We start from the raw sequence: 24019 nt of genomic DNA on the forward strand, positions 1-24019 counted from the left end.
GCCTCGTGAGCGACGTGGTGAGCCGGGCCTCGTGCCGGTGATCAAAACGAAACTTTTCCGAATGTTCGGCGTGTCGCGCGCCTCGCCCGTTCGGGCGGTCGATCGGGGGGCTTGCTTCGGTGTGCTATGTGCGGTTCGGCCGCCTCGCAGGCCCCGGAATGGCGCGGCTGCGTGGTATCCTGGAGGCCGCGAAAGGGGCTAATACCACATGGAATTCAAAGTCGGCGCGACCGTCGTTTACCCGCACCATGGCGCAGCAACGATCGAAGAGATCAAGGTGCGCAAGATCAAGGGCGAGGACAAGCAGTACCTCGTGCTGAACGTAGCCCAGGGAGACCTGACCATCGAGGTCCCCGCCGAGAACTGCGACCTCGTCGGCGTCCGGGACGTCGTCGACAAGGAGGGGCTCGAGAAGGTGTTCGAGGTGCTGCGCGCAGAGCACACCGAAGAGCCCACCAACTGGTCGCGTCGGTACAAGGCCAACCTCGAGAAGCTCGCTTCCGGCGATGTCATCAAGGTGGCCGAGGTCGTGCGTGACCTGTGGCGCCGCGACCAGGATCGTGGTCTTTCGGCCGGCGAGAAGCGCATGCTCGCCAAGGCCCGTCAGATCCTCGTCTCCGAGCTGGCCCTCGCCGAGCACACGAACGAGGACAAGGCGGAAGCCACCCTCGACGAGGTGCTCGCGTCCTGAACGCCGGAGCAGTTCTCGTCGCTGCGGGCCTCGGCACCCGTCTGGGAGCCGGAAAGCCCAAAGCGCTCGTGACCTTGGGGGGTACACCCCTCGTGACGCACGCCGTTCGTCGCCTCGTGGCGACGGGCGGCGTGTCGCATGTCGTGGTCGTCGTTCCGGCCTCGCACGAAGACGAATTCGCCGACGTCCTCAGCGAGTTCGCGGACGGCGACGTTCCCGTTGAGATCGTGGCCGGCGGCGCGGAACGCAGTGACTCCGTCCGTTGTGGCCTGCGGGCGCTCGATCGCGAGTGCGACATCGTCCTCGTCCACGACGCCGCGCGCTGCCTTGCCCCTGTGGAGCTCACCGAGCGCGTGCTCGCGGCCCTGGCGGCCGGGGCTGACGCCGTCATTCCGGTGGTGCCGGTCGTCGACACGATCAAGGTCGTCGAGGCCACGCAGACCGCCGGGGACGACGGTGAAGACGACGGCAGGAGCGCAGAAGGCGGAGCAGCGGACGCTCCTGCGCTCGAACGCGTCGTCTCGACGCCGGTGCGCGCCGATCTGCGTGCCGTCCAGACCCCGCAGGGGTTTCGTCGTTCGGTGCTCGTGGCCGCGCACGAATCGGGGCTCGACGCCACCGACGACGCCGCCCTCATCGAACGCGCCGGGGGAGAGGTGCTCGTCGTCGACGGTGATCTCTTCGCCCTCAAAGTGACGACACCGCTCGACATCGTCGTCGCCGAACACCTGCTCGCCGACCGCTCGGAGGCCGAACCCGTATGACCAGCCAGCCCCACGTCGTCCTGCCGCGCACCGGAATCGGTGTCGACGTCCACCCGTTGGCCGACGACGAGCGGGAGCTCTCGCTCGCGGGCCTCAGCTGGCCGGGTGAGCGTGGCATCGAGGGTCATTCGGACGGTGACGTAGCCGCTCACGCCCTGTGCGACGCGCTCTTCAGCGCAGCCGGCATCGGCGATCTCGGGCAGCACTTCGGCGTCGACCGCCCCGAGCTGGCGGGCGCCAAGGGCGTCACGCTGCTCGAGGAGGCTGCTCGGCTCGTGCGGGAGGCCGGTTTCGAGATCGGCAACGCGGCCGTTCAGGTCATCGGCAACCGTCCGAAGATCGGCAAGCGCCGTGACGAGGCGCAGGTCGCTCTGTCGGCCGCGATCGGCGGCGCCCCGGTGTCGGTGAGCGGCACGACGAGTGACGGCCTCGGCCTCACCGGCCGCGGCGAGGGCATCGCCGCCGTCGCCACGGCGCTCGTCTACCCGCGCGACTGACCGTCCCTGACATGACGCGGGTCGAGGTTGTCACCGCTTCTCGTTAGGTTGGGATCAGACCCGACAACATTTGAGGAGCCGGTATGTCCCAGACCGTCAAGGGCGTCATCGCCCGTAGCAAGAACGCCGACGTGGAAGTCGTCGACATCGTCGTTCCCGACCCCGGCCCGGGTGAGGCCGTCGTCGCGATCGAGGCGTGCGGTGTCTGCCACACCGACCTGCACTACCGCGAGGGCGGCATCAACGACGAATTCCCCTTCCTCCTCGGGCACGAGGCGGCCGGTCGCGTCGAGGCCGTCGGCGAGGGTGTGACGAACGTCGAGGTGGGCGACTTCGTCGTCCTCAACTGGCGTGCGGTGTGCGGCCAGTGCCGCGCGTGCAAGAAGGGCCAGCCCTGGTACTGCTTCGACACGGCCAACGCGACGCAGCAGATGACGCTCGCCGAGGACGGCACCGCACTGACGCCGGCGCTCGGTATCGGTGCGTTCATCGAGAAGACGCTCGTCGCGGCCGGTCAGTGCACGAAGGTCGAGGAGAGCGACGCCGCGGCGGTCGGCCTGCTCGGCTGCGGCGTCATGGCCGGTTTCGGTGCGGCCGTCAACACCGGCCAGGTGACGCGCGGTGAGTCCGTCGCCGTCATCGGCTGCGGTGGCGTGGGGTGCGCGGCCATCGCGGGTGCGAGGACCGCCGGCGCCACGACCATCATCGCCGTCGACATCGACGACGAGAAGCTCGGCAACGCCAAGGCGTTCGGCGCCACGCACACGATCAACTCGAAGAAGGACGACGCCGTCGAGAAGATCCGTGAACTCACGGGCGGCTTCGGGGCCGACGTCGTCGTGGAGGCTGTCGGTCGTCCCGAGACGTACGAGCAGGCGTTCTACGCCCGCGACCTGGCCGGCCGCGTCGTCCTCGTCGGCGTGCCGACGCCCGACATGGAGCTCACGCTGCCGCTGCTCGAGATCTTCGGCCGCGGTGGTGCGCTCAAGTCGAGCTGGTACGGCGACTGCCTGCCGGAGCGCGACTTCCCGATGCTCGTCGACCTTTACAAGCAGGGCCGCTTCCCGCTCGAGGAGTTCATCACCGAGAAGATCGGTCTCGACGAGGTCGAGAAGGCCTTCGACACGATGAAGGGCGGCAAGGTGCTGCGTTCGGTGGTGACCCTCTGATGGCCGAATTCACCGACCAGGGCGCCGCTGTTCTCGCACACGAGGACGGCCTGCGCATCCAGCGTGTCGTCACGTCCGGCACCTTCGAACTCGACGGTGGCAGCTGGGACGTCGACAACAACGTCTGGCTCATCGGCGATGACCGGGAGGTCGCCGTCGTCGACCCGGCCCACGACGCAGCCCCGATCCTCGACGCCGTTGCGGGCCGCACGGTCGTCGGCATCTGGTGCACGCACGCCCACAACGACCACATCACTGCGGCCGGTGACGTCCGCGAAGCCACGGGGGCACCCGTGTTCCTCCACCCCGAGGATCGCGTCCTGTGGGACATGACGCACGACTGGCAGCCCGACGAGGCGCTCGCCGACGGCGATGAGCTCACGGTGGCCGGCACGAGCGTCCGCGTCATGCACACGCCGGGACACGCTCCGGGTGCGGTGTGCTTCTTCGTCCCCGCGCTCGGCGCGGTGCTCACCGGAGACACCCTGTTCCAGGGCGGGCCGGGGGCGACCGGTCGCTCCTACTCCGACAAGCCGACGCTCGTGGCGTCGATCCGCGAGAAGCTGTTCACCCTGCCCGGCGACACCGTCGTGCTCACGGGCCACGGCGACTCGACGACGCTCGCCGCCGAAGAGGTCGGCCTCGAGGACGAGTGACCCACTACTGCGGGTTCTCGCCCCGGATCCACCTGCAGTCGATCCGGGGCGAGAACGTGGCCGGGCGAGCACGCCTGCGGGGGCCGATAGAATCGGGCCTGTGACTCTGCAGATCTTCGACACCGCCACTCGCGAGCTTCGCGACTTCGAACCCGTGAACCCCGGCAAGGTCGGCATCTACATCTGCGGCCTCACCACGCAGGGTTCACCGCACATCGGCCACCTGCGCTTCGCCGTCGCGTTCGACGTGCTGCGCAACTGGCTGACGCGCGGGCACGGCTACGACGTCACGCTGGTGCGCAACGTCACCGACATCGACGACAAGATCCTGCGCAAGTCCGCCGAGGCGGGCGAGCCGTGGTTCGCATGGAGCTACCTGCACGAACGCGAGACGAGCGACGCGCTCGACACCCTCGGCGTCAAGCGACCCACGTACGAGCCGCGTGCCACCGGGCACGTCACCGACATGGTCGAGCTCATGGAGATGCTCATCGAGCGAGGCCACGCCTACCCGGCGTCCGACGGCTCCGGTGACGTCTACTTCGACGTCAAGAGCTTCCCCGAGTACGGCTCCCTCACGCGTCAGAACCTCGACGACATGGAGGCTGCGGGCGACGCAGATCCGCGTGGCAAGAATGATCCGCGCGACTTCGCCCTGTGGAAGGGGCGCAAGGACGACGAACCCGCCTCCGCGAACTGGCCCACGCCCTGGGGTGAAGGCCGCCCGGGCTGGCACCTCGAGTGCTCCGCCATGGCGCGACGCTGGCTCGGTGACACGTTCGACATCCACGGCGGCGGTATCGACCTGCGCTTCCCGCACCACGAGAACGAGCAGGCCCAGTCGCACGCCGCGGGCCTCGGCTTCGCGCGCTACTGGATGCACAACGGCTGGGTCACCCTCTCCGGCGAGAAGATGAGCAAGTCGCTCGGCAACACCCTCGCCGTCAACGAACTGACGAAGACGGTGCGGCCCATCGTCGTGCGCTACTACCTCAGCGCCGTCCACTACCGCTCGACGATCGAGTACACGCCGGACTCGCTCGCCGAGGCTGCGGCTGCGGTCGAGCGCATCGAGGGCTTCCTGCGTCGTGCGCTCGGCGCCGACGCCGTGCTCACGAGCGACGACGTCGCCGGTGTGGAACTGCCGCGCGCCTTCGTCGAGGCCATGGATGACGACATCAACGTCTCCGGTGCGCTCGCGGCCTGCTTCGACGCCATCCGCGAGGGCAACACCGCCATCGACGAGGCCGACGTGGAGCGCGTCGAGAAACTCGCCATGCAGGTCGCCGCCATGACGGACGTGCTCGGCGTCAACCCGCTCGACCCGCAGTGGTCGGGTCGTTCGGCCGGCGGCCAGGACGAGGCGATGGACGCCCTGGGCGCCCTCGTCGAAGCGCTCGTCGAACAGCGCAAGGCCGCCCGCGCAGCGAAGAACTTCGAGGCGGCCGACACCATCCGCGACCAGCTGGCCGACGCCGGCGTCGTGGTCGAGGACACCCCTGACGGCGCGCGCTGGAGTCTCGCGCGGCAGGGCGGAAAGGACAACTGATGGCAGGCAACTCCTCGCGCCGAGGCGCGATTCGCAAGGGCAGTTCGAAGAAGGGCATGACCGTCGGCAGCGGTGGCCAGCGTCGTCGTGGCCTCGAGGGCAAGGGCCCGACGCCGAAGGCGGAGGAACGTCCGAACCACAAGGCGTACAAGTCCGCGGCCCGATCGGGCGCGGCCCAGGGCGCCCCGAACGGACGACGTTCGAGCGGGAGTCGCCGTGAGCGCACCTCGAGCGAGGTCATCGCCGGGCGCAACTCGGTGCTCGAGGCGCTACGCGTGGGCGTGCCCGCGACGACGCTCTACGTCGCGAGCCGCATCGACTCCGACGACCGAGTGCGCGAGACGCTCAAGATCGCCACGGAGCAGGGCGTGCCGATGCTCGAGACGCCGCGCGGCGAACTCGACCGCCTCACCGACGGTGCCGTGCACCAGGGCCTGGCGCTGCAGGTGCCACCGTACGACTACGCCCACCCGGGCGACCTCATCGACCCGGAGCTGCCCGGCACGCCGCTCGTCGTCGCGCTCGACGGCATCACCGACCCCCGCAACCTCGGCGCCATCGTCCGCTCGACGGCGGCCTTCGGTGGCCACGGCGTCGTCGTTCCGCAGCGACGTAGCGCCGGCATGACCGCGTCGGCCTGGAAGACCTCGGCCGGTGCAGCTGCGCGCATCCCGGTGGCTCAGGCGAGCAACCTCACGGCGGCGCTCAAGGACTTCAAGAAGGCGGGCTTCTTCGTCATCGGCCTCGACATGGACGGTGACGTCGACCTGCCCGGCCTCGAGCTGGCGGACCGCCCGCTCGTCGTCGTCGTCGGTTCCGAGGGCAAGGGCCTCTCGCGTCTCGTCGCGGAGACCTGCGACCAGATCGTGTCGGTGCCGATGAGTTCCTCCGTCGAGTCGCTCAACGCAGGCATCGCCACGAGCGTCACGCTGTACCAGGTGGCCGTGAACCGCGGGCTGGGCTCGACGCGCTGACACTGCGCCGTACAGCGCGGCTGCATCACGCGAAACACGAGGAGCGCCCCGACCGATCCGGTCGGGGCGCTCCTCGTTCGTGCGTGAGGCGATCAGCTGTTCGGCTTCTCCACGACGACCGAGTTCATGATCTTGTAGGCGAAGGTCTGACGCTTGGTGTCCCACAGCGGCCACAGGTAGCCGATGTTGCACGGAAGCGAGTCGAGGAAGTGTGCGAGCCCACGCACGAACGTCATGCCGGCGCCGAGGGGCTGACCGGTCTGCTCCGAGAGGAGCGTGATACCGGTCCACTTCTTGCCGAGGCTCTGGCCCGTCTTGCCCTGACGGAACACAAGGTTCCAGATGGAGAACGCGAAAACCACGAGATAGCACAGCATCCCGAGAGCCAAGGCGCCCGTGCTCGGGCTGCCGGTGGTGGTCGTGTTGCCGTACACGTCGGTGGAGGTCTCGAGGTCGCTCATCGACGTGCCCATCGCAATGGCGGCGATGATGATGAACGGCATCATGATCAGGGTGTCGAGGAGGTACGCGAGGACGCGCTTGCCCCAGTGCGCGTAGGGCATCGGGGCCTGGGCCATGGCACCGAACTGCTGCTGGCCGTAGCCAGGCTGCGCGCCGTACGCGGGCTGGCCGTACTGTTGGCCGCCCTGGCCGTACGCGTCGTGCCCTTGCTGGCCGTACTGCTGCTGGCCGTATGGCTGCTGCCCGTAGTGCTGGTTGCCCTGCTGACCGTACGCGTCGTGTCCCGGCTGCTGGCCGTGAGGCTGCTGCCCGTACTGACCGCCGTTGTTCTGGCCGTGCGCATTGGCGTTGAACTGGTCTCCGAGGCCGCCCGGACCGTGCGGATCGTTGGTGCTCACTGTTCCTCCACCCTTGTGGTTCGTCATGTCCTGGCGCACACGCTAGCCCGTTCGGGCTGGCGTTGGCCGAAGGCGTACCGCACTAGGACGCACGGATCAGGGGTTGAGATCCATCTGCATCGGTGTCGTGTCGGGCGCGATGACGTTCTTCTCGTCCGGCTTCGTGGGAAGGATGTGCTTCACGTAGTCCACGACGGCCTGTTCGATCGTCACGTCGTGGCGCTGTCGCTCCGACATGTACCAGCGGTGCTCGAGCACCTCGTGGAAGATCTCGGCGGGTTCGAGTTTGCCGCGCATCTCGGGCGGTACGGAGCGCGTGACGGGCTCGTAGATCGTGGCCAGCCAGTCGCGGGCGACGGCCTCCTCGTCGTCGTTCTGACGGTTCTTGCTCGCGGTGAAGCTCACGAGGTCGTTGAGCAGGCGACGCGCCTGGTTCTCGCCGACCTCGAGGCCCGTGAGGTGGCGCAGACGGCGTGAGTGGTAGCCGGCTTCCACGATCTGCGGTTTGATCTGCATCGTCGTGCCGTCGATGTCGGTGGTGATGTCGAGTTCACCGACGTCGAAGCCGAGCTCGTTGAGAGCCCGGATGCGTTCCTCGACACGCCAAGCCTCGCTGGCGTCGAAGCGCTCGGTGTCGGTGATCGCCCGCCAGAGCTCGTGATAGCGCTCGACGATGGTGTTGCTCACCTCGATGGGGTCCATGTCCTCCGGAAGCATGCCGCCGGCTTGGAGATCCATGAGTTCGCCGGCGATGTTGACGCGGGCGATGTCGAGGTCGTGCTCACGCTGACCGTCGGAGAGCTGATCGCGCAGTTCGCCGGTCTCGGCGTCGACGAGGTACGCGGCGAACTCACCGGCGTCGCGGCGGAAGAGGGCGTTCGACAAGGAGACGTCGCCCCACCAGAAACCGACGAGGTGCACCTTGACGAGCAGCACGGCGAGGGCGTCGATGAGCCGTGTGGCGGCGTCGGGGCGCAGCGTCTGGCTGATCATCGCCCGGTAGGGCATGGAGAACTGCAGGTGACGGGTGAGCAGGCAGGCGTCGAGGGGAGAGCCGTCGGGGGCGGTTCGGCCGGTGACGACGGCGATGGCTTCCACACACGGCAGGTGCAGGCGGCGCAGCTGCTTGAGCATGTTGTACTCGCGCAACGCGATGTCGCTCTTGATCTCCTTGACGGCCAACACGCGGCCGTCGACGCGGGCGAAACGCACGATGTGACGCGAGATGCCGCGGGGGAGGGCAGCCAGACGGTCGGCGGGCCACTCCTCGAGCGGGGTGCTCCACGGCAGACTGAACAGCGCCGGGTAGGGCCGTGAGGCCTTGATGTCGAGTGCCACCGCGTCATTCTCCCATCTGGCATAGGTGTGCCGGTTCCGCGCGCTCCGCGTGTCCACCAGCCGAGCTCCGAACGCGCGTGAGGGGCGCCGCAGGCTGCGGCGCCCCTCACCTCGTGCAGTGCGGGTCAGTCGTTGACGCGCTCGCCCGTCTCGACGTCGAAGAGGTGGATGTGGTCGGTCTTCGGCGCGAAGAAGATCGTGTCGCCCTTCTTCGGGGGACGGCGGCCGTCGACGCGAGCCATGACCTGGTACTCCTCGCCGTCTGCCTGCGTCTTGCCGTAGACGTATGCGTCGGCGCCGAGCTCCTCGACCATGACGACGTCGACCTTGAGCCCTTCGTCGGCCGGCGCGAGATCCTCGGGTCGAATGCCGAGCGTGACGCGGTTGGCCTTTGGGTTGGCGCTCGCCGGCATCGGGATGCTGCTCGTGCCGAGAAGCACCTCGCCGTCCTTGATCGGCACCTCGAAGAGGTTCATGGCCGGCGAGCCGATGAAACCGGCGACGAAGACGTTGGCCGGGCGGTCGTACATGTTGCGCGGGGTGTCGCACTGCTGCAGCAGGCCGTCCTTGAGGACGGCGACGCGGTCACCCATCGTCATGGCCTCGACCTGGTCGTGCGTGACGTAGACGGTCGTGACGCCGAGGCGGCGCTGCAGGTCGGCGATCTGCGTACGCGTCTGGACGCGCAGCTTGGCGTCGAGGTTCGACAGCGGCTCGTCCATGAGGAACACCTGCGGCTGACGGACGATGGCGCGGCCCATGGCGACACGTTGACGCTGACCACCCGAGAGGTCCTTCGGCTTGCGCTCGAGGAACTGGGTGAGGTCGAGGATCTGGGCGGCCTCTTCGACGCGCTTGCGGATCTCGGCCTTGTCGACACCTGAGATCTTGAGCGCGAAGCCCATGTTGTCGGCGACGCTCATGTGCGGGTAGAGCGCGTAGTTCTGGAAGACCATGGCGACGTCGCGGTCCTTGGGGGACAGCGCGGTGACGTCCTTGCCGTCGATGAGGATGCGGCCGCTCGTGATCTCCTCGAGGCCGGCCAGCATGCGCAGGGAAGTCGACTTGCCGCAGCCCGAGGGGCCGACGAGGACGAGGAACTCGCCGTCTGCGATGTCGATGTTGAGGTCGGAGACGCTGGGGCGCTCGGCGCCCGGATAGGTGAGGGAGACGCGGTCGTACGTGACAGTTGCCATGGTTTTCCTTTGGCGCTCACCGGCAGGAACGTGCCGGACGATCCGTTGTGAACGGGTGTCTCACGAAATGTGATGACGCACACATCATGCCCCAGGAGGGTGGCCCCTGCCTACCCCTGGCGCACATTTGCTTCTGTGCTGCTCAAACGAGCACAGCTGATACATCCTCGCCGTGCAGCCGGACTCCGAATCCGATCTCCAACGGGCGCACGGGAATCGGTTCGACATGTCCGCCCGCGTCGCTCTGCGCGGTGATGAAACCGTTATCTGAAAAACTTTGCAAACGGTGAAAGCGTCCTCACAATGTGAAGTGGACCACACGCTCTCACCCGAGGGCGTTCCTCATGTATCAAAGTACCCATGACCAAGCGCAGTGTTGCCGTCGCCCTCGCGGGCGTCGTCGCCTTCTCGCTGTCCGCCTGCGGTGGCACAGACTCGTCCTCGAGCAAGAGCAGCTCGAAGTCGTCCGGATCGTCCGCGTCCGGCTCGGCCGCCGCGACCGGCGCAGTCAACGCGAAGGACCCGAAGCGCGACGCCAGCGCCGACCTCGTCATCTGGACCGACGGTACCGCTGCCCCGACCGTCTCGAAGCTGGCCTCGGAGTTCGCCAGGCAGAACGGCGTCAAGGTCTCCGTGCAGACCGCCACGGACGTGCGCGGCAACTACAACACCGCCTTCAAGGCCGGTCAGGCTCCCGACATCATCGTCGGCGCACACGACTGGATGGGCGAGCTCGTCGCCAATGGTTCCGTCGCTCCCGTCCAGCTCTCCGCCCAGACGGCTGCCGGGTTCAACCCGGTCGCCATCACGGCGTCGAAGTACAACGGCCAGACCTACGGCGTGCCCTACGCTGTCGAGAACATGGCCCTCGTGCGCAACACGGCCTACGCCAAGGACGCGCCGAAGACGCTCGACGAGCTCATCGCCACGGGCCAGAAGGCCGTCGACTCGAAGAAGGCCACCAACGTCCTCGCCCTCGAAATGGGCAAGGTCGGCGACGCCTACCACGGCTACCCGTTCCTCTCCGGGTTCAAGGGCGGCATCTTCGGTACGAAGGACAACGGCGACTACGACGCCAACAAGCTCATGGTGAACTCGCCGGAGACGCTCAAGGGCGCGAACCTTCTTGCCGAGCTCGGCAAGAAGAAGGTTTTGTCGACCAACATCGACAAGACGAACGCCGACAACCTCTTCGCGAACGGCAAGGCCGCCTACACCATCACGGGTCCGTGGTCGCTTCCGACTTACGACAAGGCCGGCGTGAAGTACGCCGTCAGCGCCATGCCGACCGTCGAAGGCGGCGGCAAGATGACGCCGTTCCTCGGCGTCCAGATGTTCTACGTCTCATCGAAGGCCAAGAACGCCACGGTCGCCCAGACGTTCGCGACGTCCTTACTCACCACCGAAGCCGCGCAGAAGCAGCTCTTCGAGGTCGGCAAGCGTCCGCCGGCACTCAAGGCCGCCTTCGACGCCGTGGCCAAGACCGACCCGCAGGTCGCCCAGTGGGCAGCTGCCGGCGAGGGCGCCAAGCCGATGCCGAACATCCCCGCGATGAACGCCGTCTGGCAGCCGCTCGGCCAGGCCCTGGCCGACGTCATCTCGGGCAAGTCCGCACCGGACGCCCGTTTCAACAAGGCGCAGTCGGAGATTCAGGCCGCTATCAAGGCCGGTAACTGACCCTCCTCCCGTGAGCCGGTGACCGTCCCTCGGTCACCGGCTCACGCCGCACCCACCCCTTCGCCTCACCCCCCTGGAGAACGTTCATGGCGACGCCTGCCGCCCCCGCGCAGAGTTCAGCTCTGCCTCCCGCGAAGAGCGCCCGTTGGGCGATCGTCACCAAGTGGGTGGCCATCGCCGCGGCCCTCGCGCTGTGCCTCTACCTCGTGACGAAGCTCGCGTCCGCCGGGTACTCGCTCGCCGTCGTCGGGGTCGCCTTCGTCGCGATGGCCGTCCTCGTCGTCTACGGCACCCGCAAGAACGTCCCCGCCAAGTACTTGCTGCCAGGGCTGCTGCTGCTCGTCGGCCTCCAGGTGTGGCCGATCGCCTACACGGCTGCCACGTCGTTCACGAACTACGGCCAGGGCCACCTCGTCTCCAAGGAGGAGTCGACGAAGCAGAACATCGCCTACTCCGTGCAGCAGGTTCCGGGTTCGCCGACGTACAACCTCTCGGTTGCGGTCAAGGAGGGCCAGGACGTCACGAAGGGCGACCTGTACTTCCTGCTCGCCGACGAGAAGGGGAACAAGCTCGTCGGTGACGCCAAGGGCACCGCGCCGCTCGCGGGTGCGACCGAGATGAGCCTCGGGCGCATCACCTCGGCCGAGGGCTTCCACATCCTCAACCTCGGCGAGGCCAACCGCCGCAAGGATCTGAGCGCCTTCGCGGTGCCCACCGACGACGGAGGCGGCATCAAGGCCAGCGGCGCCACGCAGGCGTTCGAGGGCAAGCCCGCGCTGCGTCTCGACGAGGCCAAGAACGAACTCGTCGACAGCTCCACCGGCACCGTCTACGTCGCGAAGAACGCGCGCTGGGAGCCGAAGAACGGTGAAGGCTCGCCGCTCGCCGTCGGGTGGAAGGAGAACGTCGGGCTCAAGAACTACACGAGCCTGTTCACCAACCCGACGCTGCGCTCGGGCTTCCTCGGCATCTTCGCTTGGAACATCGCCTTCGCCGTGCTCTCGGTGCTCACGACGTTCGTGCTCGGCATGCTTCTCGCCCTGCTGCTCAACGACCCGCGCATGAAGGGCAAGGCCATCTACCGCAGCCTGCTCATCCTGCCGTACGCCGTGCCCGTGTTCGTCTCGGCGCTCGTGTGGGCCTCGATGTTCAACCAGGAGTTCGGCCTCATCAACACGATGACGGGCCTCGACATCGACTGGATGGGTGACCCGTGGGCCGCGCGCGCCGCCATCCTGCTCGTCAACCTGTGGCTCGGCCTCCCCTACATGTTCGTCGTGTGCACGGGTGCGCTGCAGTCGTTGCCCGGTGACGTCATGGAGGCCGCCCGCATCGTCGCCGTCGGCCCGCTGCTCATCGCATCGTTCGCCTTCAACTTCAACAACTTCGGCCTCATCTACCTCGTGACGAAGGGTGCTCCCTTCGTCGGAGGCGACACCCAGATCGGTTCCACGGACCTGCTCATCACGTACGCCTTCCGTCTCGCGATGGACGGCACGAGCCCGAACTTCGGCTTCGCCTCCGCGATCGCCGTCGTCATCTTCATCATCGTCGCGCTGCTGAGCTTCCCCGGCTTCCTGCGCAGCAAGGCCCTCGAGGAGGTCAACTGATGTCCGTCAGCCCCGTCAACGGGCCGGTCGCTCCCTTCGAGCCGATCGGTGACGCCGCCCGCACCGCCAACGAGGCCAAGGGCGCCCGCGCGAATAAGCCGGTGGTTCGCGGAAGCTTCCGGGACGTGTGGTGGCGCCACGCCCTCGCGCTGCTGGCCCTCGCCTTCGCGCTGTTCCCGATCGTGTTCCTCATGTCGGCCGCATTCAACCCGGCCGGCACGCTGAGCTCGACGGGCCTGCTGCCGAGCGGCTTCTCGCTCGACAACTTCACGGCGCTGTTCACCGACGAGTCGCACCCGTTCGTCACGTGGTACAAGAACGCGCTCATCATCGCGTTCGTCGGGTCGACCCTGTGCGTCTTCATCGGCGCCTGTGCGGCCTTCGCGTTCTCGCGCCTGCGGTTCAAGGGCCGGCGTGCGATGCTGCTGGCCCTCCTGCTGCTGCAGATGTTCCCGGCACTGCTCGCCTTCGTCGGCCTCTACATCACCTTCACGAAGATCGGCGAGGTGCTGCCGCCGTTCGGCCTCAACACGCTGTGGGGCCTCATCCTCGTCTACATGGGCGGTGCGATGGGTTCCAACGTGTGGCTGCTCAAGGGCTACTTCGACACCGTGCCGAAGGAACTCGACGAGGCCGCGCACGTGGACGGTGCCTCACACGCCCGCGTCTTCTTCTCCCTGACGCTGCCGCTCGTGCGACCGATCCTCGTGACGGTCTTCATGGTGACGTTCGTGGGCCTGTTCGGTGAGTTCCTGCTCGCGAGCATCTTCCTCACCGACGTGTCGAAGCAGACGCTCGGCGTGGGTCTGTACGGCATGACCTTCGGTCAGCAGCGCAACGCCCTGTTCGGGCAGTTCGCTGCGGGCGCGCTCCTGTGCTCGCTGCCCATCATGGGCCTCTACCTCGCGTTCCAGAAGCAGCTCATCGGAGGACTCACCTCGGGCTCCGTCAAGTGAGTGTCCCGCCACCCGCCACTGCCGCCGGGCGCCTCACGGCCTCGGCGGCAGTGGCGTCTCCCGTCGAAGGTCGAGACACATCATTTCGGAGGGAGGCGCGAACTGTACGGTCGACGTACGCGTCGAGTTCTGGGGGAGACATGGCGAACGTGCATGGCGAGGGGGGCTCGCCGCTGCGACTGTTGGAGATCGCGGAGGCGGCTGGGGTGTCGCAGGCGACCGTGAGCCGAGTGCTCAACAACAAGTCGGGCGTCGCCGAGGCCACCCGACAGAGCGTCCTCACCGCGGTCGACGTGCTCGGGTACTCGCGCCCCTCGAACCTGCAGCGTGCGGGCACTGGGGCGATCGGCCTCGTCGTGCCCGAGCTCGACAACCCGATCTTTCCGGCCCTCGCTCAGGCCGTGACGACCCGACTCGCCGCGGAGGGGTACACGGCGGTTCTGTGCCCGACGAGCGCGGGCGGCGTGCAGGAGGACGAGTACCTCTCGATGCTGCTCGAGCGAGGCGTCGCGGGCATCGTCCAGGTGAGCGGGCGCCACGCCGACACCACGGCGTCCGTGGCGCGCCAGCGCGAGATGCTCGAGGCCGGTCTGCCGCTCGTGCTCATCAACGGACACCGCGAGGATCTGCCGGCGCCGTCGCTCTCGACCGACGACGGCGCGGCGATCCATCTCGCCGTCGAACACCTGCGTCGCCTCGGCCACGACCGCATCGGGTTGGCCGTCGGGCCGGCTCGCTACATTCCCTCGATCCGCAAGACGCAGGCCTTCCGTGAGATCGCGGCCGCCCAGACTTTCGAGGCGCTCGTCGAGCACACGTGGTTCACGCTGGAAGGCGGTGAACTGGCGACTCGTCGGCTCGTCGCGCGCGGGGTCAGCGCGATCATCTGCGGTTCGGACCTCATGGCGCTGGGTGCCATCCGAGCGGCACGCCTCGAGGGTCTCGACGTCCCCGGTGACCTGTCGGTCGTCGGCTACGACGGTTCGATGATGTGCGAACACACCGCACCGCCGCTGACGACGGTGCGCCAGAACGTCGCCGCACTGGCAGCGGGCGCCGTCGACATTCTCGTGCAGCAGATCAAGGGGCAGGCGAGCGAACACGACGAGGTGGTGTTCGCCCCCGAACTCGTCGTGCGCGCCTCGACAGGTCCGCACACGGGTGCCGTGAGGGTTCACTCGAGCACCTGACGCAGGGGGGGGCGCCTGACGCACTTCGAGTCAGCTCAGACCGCATCAACCGAACCGGAGTGCCCCACGCGGACGCAAGGCGCCTCAGCGGGCGCTGAGGGCTGCAAGCAGTGTGTCCAACAGCGTCGGCATGACCTCGCACGTCTCGACGCGGTGGGCGGCGGCCGTGTCGCCCTCACCCACCTTGACCGTGACGTGGCCCTCGGCTGCGTCGAGTGCCTCGAAGACCGTTTCGTCCGTGACGTCGTCACCGAAGTATGCGACGGCGTCCGCGCCCACCTTCTGGGCCAGTGCGGCCAGTGCGCTGCCCTTCGTCACGTCGAGCACCGACAGTTCTACGACCGACTTGCCGCGCATGGCCCGCACGCCGGGCACGTCCTCGGGCACAGCCAGCGCAGCGGCGGTGGCGCGAGCAGCTTCGGCGTCGTCCATGCCGCGCGTGTGCAGCACGACGCCGGCGGGCTTGTGCTCGACGCGCGCGTGGCCGAACCGCTCGACGACGGCCTCCAAGGCCTCGGTGGCACCCTTGAGCGCCGCATGCTCGGCCTCGCCCAAACCGGTGGACGGCGTCGCCGACCCGTCGGTGAGTGGCGGGCTCGACTCGCCACCGTGGCTGCCGACGAGCATGATCCCGTCAGACGCCGCGAGCCCCGTCAGCTTGCCCAGCGTTGCGAGGTCGCGCCCCGAGACGACGGCCACGTCAACCTCGGGCAGCTCCGCCAGCGCGCGTAATGCTTCGACGGTGCCCGGCTGCGGGCGCGAACTCATCGGGTCGAGGACGAGGGGGGCGAGCACGCCGTCGAAGTCCGAGGCCACGAGCACTCGAGGCTCTCGCGCGAAGTGCTCGATCGCCGCGCGCAGGTCGGCGGGCAGCCCGGCGTCGGACCGCTGATCCTTGATCGGGGGCGTCGACTCGCTCACGAGTTGTCGCTCTCGTCCTCGGGCCGCGCTGGTGCGGCCTCGAGAGCCGCGAGGTAGTGCTTGGCCCACTCCTGCACCGTGGCGGTGGACACGGTCGAACGCAACGCGTCCATGCGGCGCTCGCGGTCCTCCTCCGTCGCCGTGATGGCCCGCATGATGACCTGCTTGAGGCCGGCCAGATCGTGCGGGTTGCACGTGTAGGCCTCGCTCAGTTCGGTTGCCGCGCCGGTGAACTCCGAGAGCACGAGTGCGCCGTCGGCGGGGCAGCACGTGACGTACTCCTTCGCGACGAGGTTCATGCCGTCGCGCAGCGGCGTGACGAGCATGACGTCGGCAGCGGCGAACATCGCGGCCATCTCGGCGCGGTCGAACGACTGGTGCATGTAGGTGAGCGCCGTGGCGCCGATGCTCGAGAAGTCACCGTTGATGCGCCCGACGGTGAGTTCGACCTGATCGCGCAGATCCATGTACGCCTTGACCCGCTCACGGCTCGGCGTCGCGACCTGGATGAGCTTGTGACGCTTCGGGTCGAGCTGACCGTCGGCGAGCAGCTCGCCGAAGGCCTTGAGGCGATGACGGATGCCCTTCGTGTAGTCGAGGCGGTCGACGCCGAGCAGGATCTTGTCCGGGTTGCCGAGCTGTTCGCGGATCTCGCGGGCGCGTGCCTGCACCTCGTCGCTCTCGAGCACCTCGCGCAGGCCCGCGGTGTCGATCGAGATCGGCACCGCCGTGGCGCGCACCGCACGGTCACCGAGGTCGACGACGCCACCGGTGACCTCGAGCTCGAGGTACTGACGCACGGCGCGCAGGAAGTTGCCCGCGTCCTCGGTGCGCTGGAACCCGAGGAAGTCGGCACCGAGCAGGCCCTCGAGGATCTCCTCGCGCCCCGGCAGCTGCGCGAACAGTTCGACGGCGGGGAAGGGGATGTGGTTGAACCACCCGATGCGCAGGTCGGGGCGCAGCTCACGCAGCATCTGCGGCACGAGCTGGAGCTGGTAGTCGTGCACCCACACGGTGGCGCCTTCGGCGGCCACGTCGGCGCACGCCTGGGCGAAACGCTTGTTCACCGTGCGGTAGGCCGAACGCCAGCTCCGCTTGAACGTCGGCGAGACGATGACGTCGTGGTAGACGGGCCACAGCGTGTCGTTGCTGTGCCCTTCGTAGTATTCGGCGATCTCCTGCTCCGACAGCGGCACGGGGTGCAGGTGCATGCCGGCGTCGTCGAAGGGCTCCGGAGCCTCGCCTGGGTCACCCGCCCAGCCGACCCAGGCGCCTTCACGCCCGCGCATCACGGCGTCCATGGCGGTGACGAGGCCGCCCGGCGAGCGGCGCCATTCTTCGCTGCCGTCCTCGGCAGTGACACGGTCGACGGGCAGACGGTTGGCGGCGACGACGAAGTCGTAGGTGTGGCTCATCGGTGTGTGGACTCCCCGTATTCGCAGGTGTTCGCCCGGCGACGAACCCCGGCTCGATCACCGGTGATTCGAGGTTATCGCGCCTCGGTGACGAACGGGTTGCCACCGCGTGACACGGGCACGCCGATACAGCGGAAGTTCAAGGAGGCGCCCTACGGTGGGGTCATGACGCCTCTCGACAACGCTGGTGACGCCCGACGCGGCGGGCACCGTCTGCCCCGTCCGCGCCGCGCCGAAGCCGACGAGTCGACCCAGCGCACCACGTGGGGAGCAGCAGCGGATGGCGACGCCACGCGGGCGGCGCCGCCGCGCGACCGTGACGACGAGGCCACCCGCGTCAGTTCACGCCGCCCGGAGGGGAACGACCGGATGGTGGGGCGCTTCGAGCTCGCGGAGAAGATCGGTGAGGGCGGCATGGGCGTCGTGTACCGAGCCATCGACACCGCCGACCCGCGTCGTCGTGAGGTCGCCGTCAAGGTTCTTCGCCCGCACATCGCCTACGACCCCGATGCGCGCACGCGTCTCGCGCGCGAGGTCGACACGCTCGAGCGCGTCCACCACCCCAACGTCGCTGCCGTCATCACCGCCGATCCGCACGGCGAGCGTCCCTACATCGCCACCGAGTACGTACCCGGTGACCCCCTCGACAAGGTGGTCGACGAGCGCGGTCCCCTGGGCGCGGAGGAGATGGCCGACCTCGGGCGCAGCCTCGCCGACGCCATTCGCGCCATCCACGCCGCAGGTGTCGTCCACCGCGACCTCAAGCCGAGCAACGTGCTCATGGTGGGTCGACGCCCCGTGCTCATCGACTTCGGCATCGCGCACATCGCCGACGACGCGCGCCTCACCTCGACCGGCCTCGTCATGGGTACCCCCGGCTACCTCTCGCCGGAGCTCGTCGAGGGCGCCCCGGTCTCCACGTCCACGGACTGGTGGGGGTGGGCGGCAACGCTCGCCTTCGCCGCCCAGGGGGAGCCGCCCTTCGGGCGCGGGCCGATGCCGGCCGTCCTCGACCGCGTGACGCGGGGGCAGGCCAACCTCACCGGCGTCGACGCGCGTCTCCGGCCGCTGCTCGCGGCCGCACTCAGCCCCGTGCCGGGGGAGCGACCCTCGGCCCGCGAGGTCGTCGAGCAGATGGAACGCTACGCCCGCGGCGAACCGACGACCGTGGTTCCTGTGCGCGAGCCCGCAGCCCCGGCGCCCGCCGCCCCAGGCCCGGCCGCCACCTCCGTCATGCCGGTCGTCGACGCTACCCGTGTCGCTCCCGTGAGCGAGCGCCCCGTCGCATCGCGACCGCAGCAGTTGGCGTACGACGGCCCGACGCAGCGTTCGGGCGGGGCGCCCCAGGCGGCGCCTGCCTACGGCCAGTTCGGTCAGTCGCGTGGCGCGAACGGGCAGCCGCAACCGGCGCCGGCCGTGCCGCCGCAGCAGGGCCCGTACGGCGGCGCGCCGCAGAACGGTGCGCGCCCCTACCGCCCGGGTTCGGCGGTCAAGGCGCAGAGCCGCCCCGGCGAGCACGATCCGCGGATCAACCTGCCACACCGCTCGGGCACGCTGCAGGCGATGTTCTTGCTCTGGGTCGGCCTCACGGCGCTCGTGCCCGTCGTTGGACTCGTCCTGCTCATCGTGTGGAACGTCGCGGCGCGTTTCAGCGACTCGACGATCACGCAGACCGTCCTTCGCCGCTACGAGGCCGGGCGACGAAAGAGCGACGGCGCCGTCGCCGTGGCCAGTTCGCCCTGGCATCTGCTGCGCGCTCTCGTCTCGACGCTCGCGGCCCTCGTGCTCCCCGCACTCGTCTTCGCGTGCGTCGGTTCGCTCGTGGCCATCGGCTGGGCCATGGTGCGCGGTGACGGCGTCGCACGGGCGTGGTGGGCACTGCCCATCGTCGCGGGGGCCGTGGCGGGTCAGTGGACGATGTGGCGCGGCGCCGGGTCCGTCGGCTATCGCCGGGGTTCACGTTCGGTCGTGCGGGCGCTCGTCCCGGAGTCGGCTGGCAGGATCGTGGCGCCCGCGCTCGCCGGTCTCGGCCTGTTCATGCTCGTCGGCTCGTTCATGCAAGGCGGCGACATCTCCTGGGTTCCGCTCACCGGCGGCATCACCGATCCGCTCGCGGAGTACCTGCCGGCGTCCGGCCTCGGCAACTGATCCGTTGACGCTTCGGGCCCCGTTCCACAGCCCACCCACAGCGCGGGCCCACGGTCGGTCGAGGCCCACGAACTATTCTTCGAGGCATGGCGCAGTACGGACGGGATCAGTCGAGCACGGGGCCCAACCCCTCGAGTGACTCGTCCAGCATGCCGACCCCGGGGTTGCCGCCACGGATGCGCTTCCTGCGCAGCGAGCCGGTCACCGAGCCGCTGCCCATCGCCGACGCGCTCAAGCGCACGCCCTATCGCGACCCGAACGTCATGGGCGGGCCGGACGACGACACCGAGCAGCAGAAGGCGCTCGACATCGCCGCCCGTGTGGGCGAGTTGCTCCTCCGCTGTGGCGCGAGCACGCGTGACGTCGAGGCGAGCGTCGTCGCCGTCGCGGCATCCGCGGGCCTGCGCCGCCTCGAGGTCGACATCACGAACCAGTCCTTGTTGTTGCAGAGCCCGTCGACGAACGGCCGTCAGCCCCTCACGATGTTGCGTGTCGTGCGCTCCTCGACGCGCGACTTCTCTCGGCTTATGGCCGTGCACCAGTTCGTCGAGTCGCTCGTGTCCGGTGGCCTGGATCTCGACGAGGCGACGAAGGAACTGAAGCGCATCCAGAGGATGCCGCGCCTCTACCCGCGCTGGCTCGTCTCGGTTGCCTTCGGTGGTCTCGCGGCATCCGTCGCAACGATCCTCGGCGGCGGCTGGATGGCCGTCGCCGTCGCGTTCGTCTCCGCCGTGCTCGTCGACCGAGTGGGCCGACGCCTGAGCAACGCCGGTGTCCCCGCCTTCTACGGCGCCGCCGCCGGCGGTCTCATCTCGACGGCCCTCGCGTGGTTCGCCTACATGTCGCACCAGAGCCGCGTCGTGGGGGAGTTCGTCGCCCACAACCTGCCCGGCACGATGTCGACGGCCGACTTCGCCTATGCCATCTCGGGCGGCATCGTCGCGCTCCTGCCCGGTCGTCAGATGGCCTCCGCGGTCGAGGACGCCGTCACCGGCTACCCCGTCACGGCGTCGGGTCGTGTTCTCACTGTCATCCTCGACTGCGCGGGAATCACCGTCGGCGTCGGTGCCGGTCTGGCGCTGACGCTGAACCTCGACCGGGCGCTCGACCTCAGCCTCCAATCGCCCGGCTCCCTGCGCTTCGACATGCCGCCCACGGTCCTGCTCCTGCAGGTGGCGTGCGGTGCCATCGGTGCGGCGTGTGCCGCCGTCACGATGCGCTCCCGCGTGCGGATGCTCCTGCCGACAGCTGCGGCGGGAGCCCTCGGCGTCGTCGGGGTTGCGCTGCTGACGCGTTATGTCGGGATCGGGGCGACGACGGCCACGGCGGTCGCTGCCGTCAGCGTCGGGTTCTCGGCGCGGCTCGTGGCGCTGCGCCTCGGTGCGCCCGCCCTCGTCATCGTCATGCCGGCGGTCTCGCCGCTGCTGCCGGGCCTGCGGATCTTCCGGGGCATGTACGAGTCGGTCTCCGGGTCGGTCATCGGCGCCACCAAGGTGGCCCAGTCCGGCGTGGGTGTGACGACGATGCTCGGCGCCGTCGGAGTGGCCCTCGCGATCAGCACCGGACTGGTGCTCGGCGACGTGCTCTCGGCCCCGCTCGACAAGCCGCTGGTACGCCGTCGACGAGCCCGCCGGCGCTGACATCACGCCGATTTTGTGTGATCTGCATCACATTCCGGGCCCGAAAGGCCTGATCTGTCACGAAGTTACCGCGACCTGATTGTTACGCAGGTCTCTCGTCCCGTAACGTTCCCTTCGCTGTGCACGATGTATTTCTCGTGTCGTCACGGCGACATGAGAACTCAACACAACCACTTATTCAGTGGGCGGTGCACACGCCAAACCTCGTCTGGCACCGCCGTTTCACCCGCAGATCGCGGGCTGAAGACGAGGGTGGGGGACCCACTTCCGACGCTCGCCGCACGGTGAGCGTCTCGGGGTGAAGCCGGTCCTCGCCGGCCGGGCACCTGACTGCCCGAACCCGACAGCTCACCTCACAGGCGTACGTCAGGAAAGGACACTCTCCATGGGTTACACCCCCAAGCACGTCGCTGCTTCCGAAAGCACCACCGGCCGCAAGGTCGCCGGCGTGGCTCTCGCCGGTGCCGCCACCGTCGGTGCCGGTCTCACGCAGGCCTCCTCGGCCTCCGCCGCCTCGGTCTGGGACCGCGTCGCTCACTGTGAGTCGACGGGCAACTGGCACATCAACACGGGTAACGGCTTCTACGGCGGCCTGCAGTTCACGCAGCAGACGTGGCGTGGCTTCGGCGGCGGTCAGTACGCCTCCTCCGCTCACCTCGCCACCCGCGAGCAGCAGATTGCGATCGCTCAGAAGGTTCTGCGCGTGCAGGGCCCGGGCGCATGGCCGGTCTGCTCCGTCCGCGCCGGCCTGACCAAGGCCAACGGCGGCGCTGCTGCCGCTCCGGCCGCCACGCAGGTTTCGCGCTCCACCGCGCGTCAGGCCGTCAAGTACTCGGCGCCGGCCGCGTCGCAGGGTGGCAAGCTCGCCGTCGACGGTGTTCTCGGCCCGCGCACGGCCCGTGAGCTCCAGGCCTGGGTCGGCACGTTCCGCGACGGTGTTGTCGGCGTCCAGACGAAGAAGGCCCTGCAGCGCAAGGTCGGCGTGTACGCCGACGGCATTGTCGGCCCGCGCACCGTTGCTGCGCTCCAGACGAAGGTCGGCATCTCGCGCGACGGCGCCAGCTACCTCAACGCCCGCACGGTTCGCGCTCTGCAGGCTTACCTGAACAACCACTGATCGGTTGATCCAGGGCTGACGGGCCCCGCCGCTTTCGAGCGGCGGGGCCTGTCGGCGTTTCCTGATGCAGATCTGTCGATCTGGCCGCGATGTTTCGTCACCGGGACCACCGAATTGCACTGGAGAGCGGGCCTGGTCGTGGCCTGGCGGGCAGGCCCCGTGCAGGTTCGGTAGGATCGCGTGGTCGCCCGGCACGGGCGGCGTGCTGGAGTGGCGCAATTGGTAGCGCACCTGTCTTGTAAACAGGTGGTTGTGGGTTCGAGTCCCATCTCCAGCTCTGCCCGGAATGGCGCGGATTTTCGGCCCTCTCGGCGGTGAAGGTTCCGAGTGTGTCCCTTGGTAGTCCATCCCGTTTCGAGACTTCGACGGAGGTCGCGCGAGCATGACCAAACGGTGAGCGGCGCTCGCCTAGCTGACCCATCCGGCGAGTGTGAGGAGTTTCTTCACTGACTCAAGCGCGCCTCCGGCGCGAGCCGGCGGGCCTTCGGCCGGCCGCCGTGCCGAGCCCGCTCGGCACAGACGAGGGCGGAGCCGCGTGAGGAGCCCCGTCCTTTCGTCCTGCACTAAGCGCCACGGTTGCTAGAGTGCCGCCTCACAGCCACCTGTCGGACGGAGCCAACCGTGTCGGTCCCCACCTACGAGGACATGATGCGTCCCGTCCTGGAGATCCTCGCAGCGAATGGCGAGACCCAGTTCCGGACCATGCCCGACGAGGTTGCAGATGTTATGCACATGAGCGAGGCCGACCGCGCCCAAAAGATCGGCAGCGGCCAGCTGGTGGTGACCAATCGAGTCGGCTGGGCCATCACCTACTTGGTGCAGGCCGGAGTCGTCTCGCGACCTCGACGCGGATACGCCGAGATCACCCCCCGTGGTCGCCAACTCCTGAGCCAAACGGCCGGGCCAATCTCCAACGCCAACCTCGCGCAGTTCGACGAGTTCCAAGAGTTCCGACGTCGCAGTCGCAAGCCCAACCGCGCCCAGGGCGAGACCGACGCCGTCACCACGACCGACGAAGTCGTAGCAGACGCGGATACCCCCAAGGAGATCATCGACGCCACCGTCGCCACGGTCCACGGCGCCCTCGTCTCCGAGATCCTCGAACGCGTCACGCAGCTCTCGCCGAAGGACTTCGAATCCCTCGTTCTGAAGGTCCTTGGCGCGATGCAATACGGCACAGCGGGTCACATCGAGTCCACCGGCGACAGCGCCGACGCTGGGATCGACGGCGTCATCAGCCAAGACCCGCTCGGCCTCGACCGCATCTACGTCCAAGCGAAGCGCTACGCAAGAGACCGCACCGTGGGCCGACCTGCCATGCAAGCTTTCGTCGGAGCACTCCAGGGCCAGCAGGCCGACCGAGGCGTCTTCATCGCCACGTGCGCCTTCACCCGTGAGGCCCTCGACTATGCCGACCGCGTGGGGGTGCGCATCATCCCCATCAACGGCATCGAACTCGCCGAACTCATGCTCAAACACCGGGTCGGCGTGCAGACGGACTACGTCGCCACCCTGCTCCGGCTGGACGAGGACTTCTACGACTCGCTCTGAGCGCACGTCACCTTCACGCCTCCGACCCTCTGCTCCACTCTCCGCCCACCTCCGGACCGCATCAAGGGCGCTCCGTGTCACTGCGTGATGGACTCCGTCC

20 protein-coding genes, 1 tRNA gene and 1 riboswitch are annotated in these 24019 nt (G+C 68.5%); of the genes, 16 read left to right on the forward strand and 5 right to left on the reverse strand.

The features are described 5' to 3' along the window. Nucleotides 1–208: 208 nt before the first annotated feature. The 7 genes from EVU97_RS10280 (at nucleotide 209) to rlmB (ending at nucleotide 6300) form a co-directional block, all read left to right on the forward strand. Nucleotides 209–691: a CarD family transcriptional regulator gene (locus EVU97_RS10280; RefSeq protein ID WP_047312327.1), complete on the forward strand. Its 483-nt coding sequence runs from the start codon at nucleotides 209–211 to the stop codon at nucleotides 689–691. Continuing rightward, on the forward strand, nucleotides 688–1455 hold the full coding sequence (locus EVU97_RS10285) for a 2-C-methyl-D-erythritol 4-phosphate cytidylyltransferase (protein ID WP_129665768.1): 768 nt from the start codon (nucleotides 688–690) through the stop codon (nucleotides 1453–1455). The genes EVU97_RS10280 and EVU97_RS10285 overlap by 4 nt, the downstream gene beginning before the upstream one ends. Next, nucleotides 1452–1952 (forward strand): 2-C-methyl-D-erythritol 2,4-cyclodiphosphate synthase, encoded by a 501-nt coding sequence (gene ispF / locus EVU97_RS10290; RefSeq protein ID WP_129665568.1) that lies wholly within the window; start codon nucleotides 1452–1454, stop codon nucleotides 1950–1952. Before EVU97_RS10285 ends, ispF begins: the two co-directional genes overlap by 4 nt. Nucleotides 1953–2035: 83 nt before the next feature. Further along, nucleotides 2036–3121: an S-(hydroxymethyl)mycothiol dehydrogenase gene (locus EVU97_RS10295; protein ID WP_129665570.1), complete on the forward strand. Its 1086-nt coding sequence runs from the start codon at nucleotides 2036–2038 to the stop codon at nucleotides 3119–3121. Beyond that, nucleotides 3121–3777 carry an MBL fold metallo-hydrolase gene (locus EVU97_RS10300; RefSeq protein ID WP_129665572.1) on the forward strand — a complete coding sequence of 219 codons (657 nt, stop codon included), beginning with the start codon at nucleotides 3121–3123 and terminating at the stop codon, nucleotides 3775–3777. Before EVU97_RS10295 ends, EVU97_RS10300 begins: the two co-directional genes overlap by 1 nt. Nucleotides 3778–3877: 100 nt before the next feature. Then, a complete protein-coding gene (gene cysS, locus EVU97_RS10305; RefSeq protein ID WP_047312323.1) occupies nucleotides 3878–5326 on the forward strand; it encodes a cysteine--tRNA ligase in 1449 nt (482 codons plus the stop codon). Further along, nucleotides 5326–6300: a 23S rRNA (guanosine(2251)-2'-O)-methyltransferase RlmB gene (gene rlmB, locus EVU97_RS10310; protein ID WP_118913466.1), complete on the forward strand. Its 975-nt coding sequence runs from the start codon at nucleotides 5326–5328 to the stop codon at nucleotides 6298–6300. The genes cysS and rlmB overlap by 1 nt, the downstream gene beginning before the upstream one ends. A 92-nt stretch (nucleotides 6301–6392) precedes the next feature. Here the strand turns inward: rlmB and EVU97_RS10315 are convergent, their stop codons facing one another. From EVU97_RS10315 to EVU97_RS10325, 3 genes are all read right to left on the reverse strand, one after another. Further along, complete coding sequence (locus tag EVU97_RS10315) at nucleotides 6393–7160, reverse strand: RDD family protein (protein WP_205744891.1); 768 nt, start codon at nucleotides 7158–7160, stop codon at nucleotides 6393–6395. Between the two features lie 96 nt (nucleotides 7161–7256). Then, the gene (locus EVU97_RS10320; RefSeq protein ID WP_129665577.1) at nucleotides 7257–8498 is read right to left on the reverse strand and encodes a DUF4032 domain-containing protein; all 1242 of its coding nucleotides are present in this window, start codon (nucleotides 8496–8498) and stop codon (nucleotides 7257–7259) included. 125 nt (nucleotides 8499–8623) lie between these two features. After that, nucleotides 8624–9694: an ABC transporter ATP-binding protein gene (locus tag EVU97_RS10325; protein WP_129665579.1), complete on the reverse strand. Its 1071-nt coding sequence runs from the start codon at nucleotides 9692–9694 to the stop codon at nucleotides 8624–8626. Between the two features lie 360 nt (nucleotides 9695–10054). Here EVU97_RS10325 and EVU97_RS10330 point away from each other — a divergent pair, with 360 nt between their 5' ends. From EVU97_RS10330 to EVU97_RS10345, 4 genes are all read left to right on the forward strand, one after another. After that, nucleotides 10055–11371, forward strand: coding sequence for a maltose ABC transporter substrate-binding protein (locus EVU97_RS10330; RefSeq protein ID WP_129665581.1), 1317 nt, complete (start codon nucleotides 10055–10057; stop codon nucleotides 11369–11371). Nucleotides 11372–11457: 86 nt separating this feature from the next. Then, nucleotides 11458–12981 (forward strand): ABC transporter permease subunit, encoded by a 1524-nt coding sequence (locus EVU97_RS10335; protein ID WP_129665583.1) that lies wholly within the window; start codon nucleotides 11458–11460, stop codon nucleotides 12979–12981. Beyond that, nucleotides 12981–13937 (forward strand): sugar ABC transporter permease, encoded by a 957-nt coding sequence (locus EVU97_RS10340; protein WP_129665585.1) that lies wholly within the window; start codon nucleotides 12981–12983, stop codon nucleotides 13935–13937. The genes EVU97_RS10335 and EVU97_RS10340 overlap by 1 nt, the downstream gene beginning before the upstream one ends. A gap of 140 nt (nucleotides 13938–14077) precedes the next feature. Then, nucleotides 14078–15127 (forward strand): LacI family DNA-binding transcriptional regulator, encoded by a 1050-nt coding sequence (locus EVU97_RS10345; RefSeq protein ID WP_129665587.1) that lies wholly within the window; start codon nucleotides 14078–14080, stop codon nucleotides 15125–15127. 84 nt (nucleotides 15128–15211) lie between these two features. On the opposite strand, the gene otsB is transcribed toward EVU97_RS10345, so the two are convergent. Next, entirely contained in the window at nucleotides 15212–16048 is an 837-nt protein-coding gene (gene otsB, locus EVU97_RS10350) for a trehalose-phosphatase (RefSeq protein WP_240730204.1), read from the reverse strand. Beyond that, on the reverse strand, nucleotides 16045–17463 hold the full coding sequence (locus tag EVU97_RS10355) for a trehalose-6-phosphate synthase (protein ID WP_129665589.1): 1419 nt from the start codon (nucleotides 17461–17463) through the stop codon (nucleotides 16045–16047). The genes otsB and EVU97_RS10355 overlap by 4 nt, the downstream gene beginning before the upstream one ends. A 165-nt stretch (nucleotides 17464–17628) precedes the next feature. Here EVU97_RS10355 and EVU97_RS10360 point away from each other — a divergent pair, with 165 nt between their 5' ends. The 5 genes from EVU97_RS10360 (at nucleotide 17629) to EVU97_RS10380 (ending at nucleotide 23919) form a co-directional block, all read left to right on the forward strand. After that, nucleotides 17629–19611, forward strand: coding sequence for a serine/threonine-protein kinase (locus EVU97_RS10360; RefSeq protein WP_129665591.1), 1983 nt, complete (start codon nucleotides 17629–17631; stop codon nucleotides 19609–19611). A gap of 86 nt (nucleotides 19612–19697) precedes the next feature. After that, the gene (locus tag EVU97_RS10365; RefSeq protein WP_129665593.1) at nucleotides 19698–21251 is read left to right on the forward strand and encodes a threonine/serine exporter ThrE family protein; all 1554 of its coding nucleotides are present in this window, start codon (nucleotides 19698–19700) and stop codon (nucleotides 21249–21251) included. A 205-nt stretch (nucleotides 21252–21456) separates the two neighbouring features. Further along, a riboswitch (cyclic di-AMP (ydaO/yuaA leader) is annotated at nucleotides 21457–21628 on the forward strand. A gap of 8 nt (nucleotides 21629–21636) precedes the next feature. Further along, the gene (locus EVU97_RS10370) at nucleotides 21637–22368 is read left to right on the forward strand and encodes a transglycosylase family protein (protein WP_129665595.1); all 732 of its coding nucleotides are present in this window, start codon (nucleotides 21637–21639) and stop codon (nucleotides 22366–22368) included. A gap of 204 nt (nucleotides 22369–22572) precedes the next feature. Beyond that, a tRNA-Thr gene (locus tag EVU97_RS10375) sits at nucleotides 22573–22645 on the forward strand. A 344-nt stretch (nucleotides 22646–22989) separates the two neighbouring features. Next, entirely contained in the window at nucleotides 22990–23919 is a 930-nt protein-coding gene (locus tag EVU97_RS10380) for a restriction endonuclease (RefSeq protein ID WP_129665597.1), read from the forward strand. The last annotated feature ends 100 nt before the right edge of the window (nucleotides 23920–24019 follow it).

The sequence above is a fragment of the Dermacoccus sp. 147Ba genome, from assembly GCF_004151355.1.
Classification (GTDB): Bacteria; Actinomycetota; Actinomycetes; order Actinomycetales; family Dermatophilaceae; genus Dermacoccus; species Dermacoccus abyssi.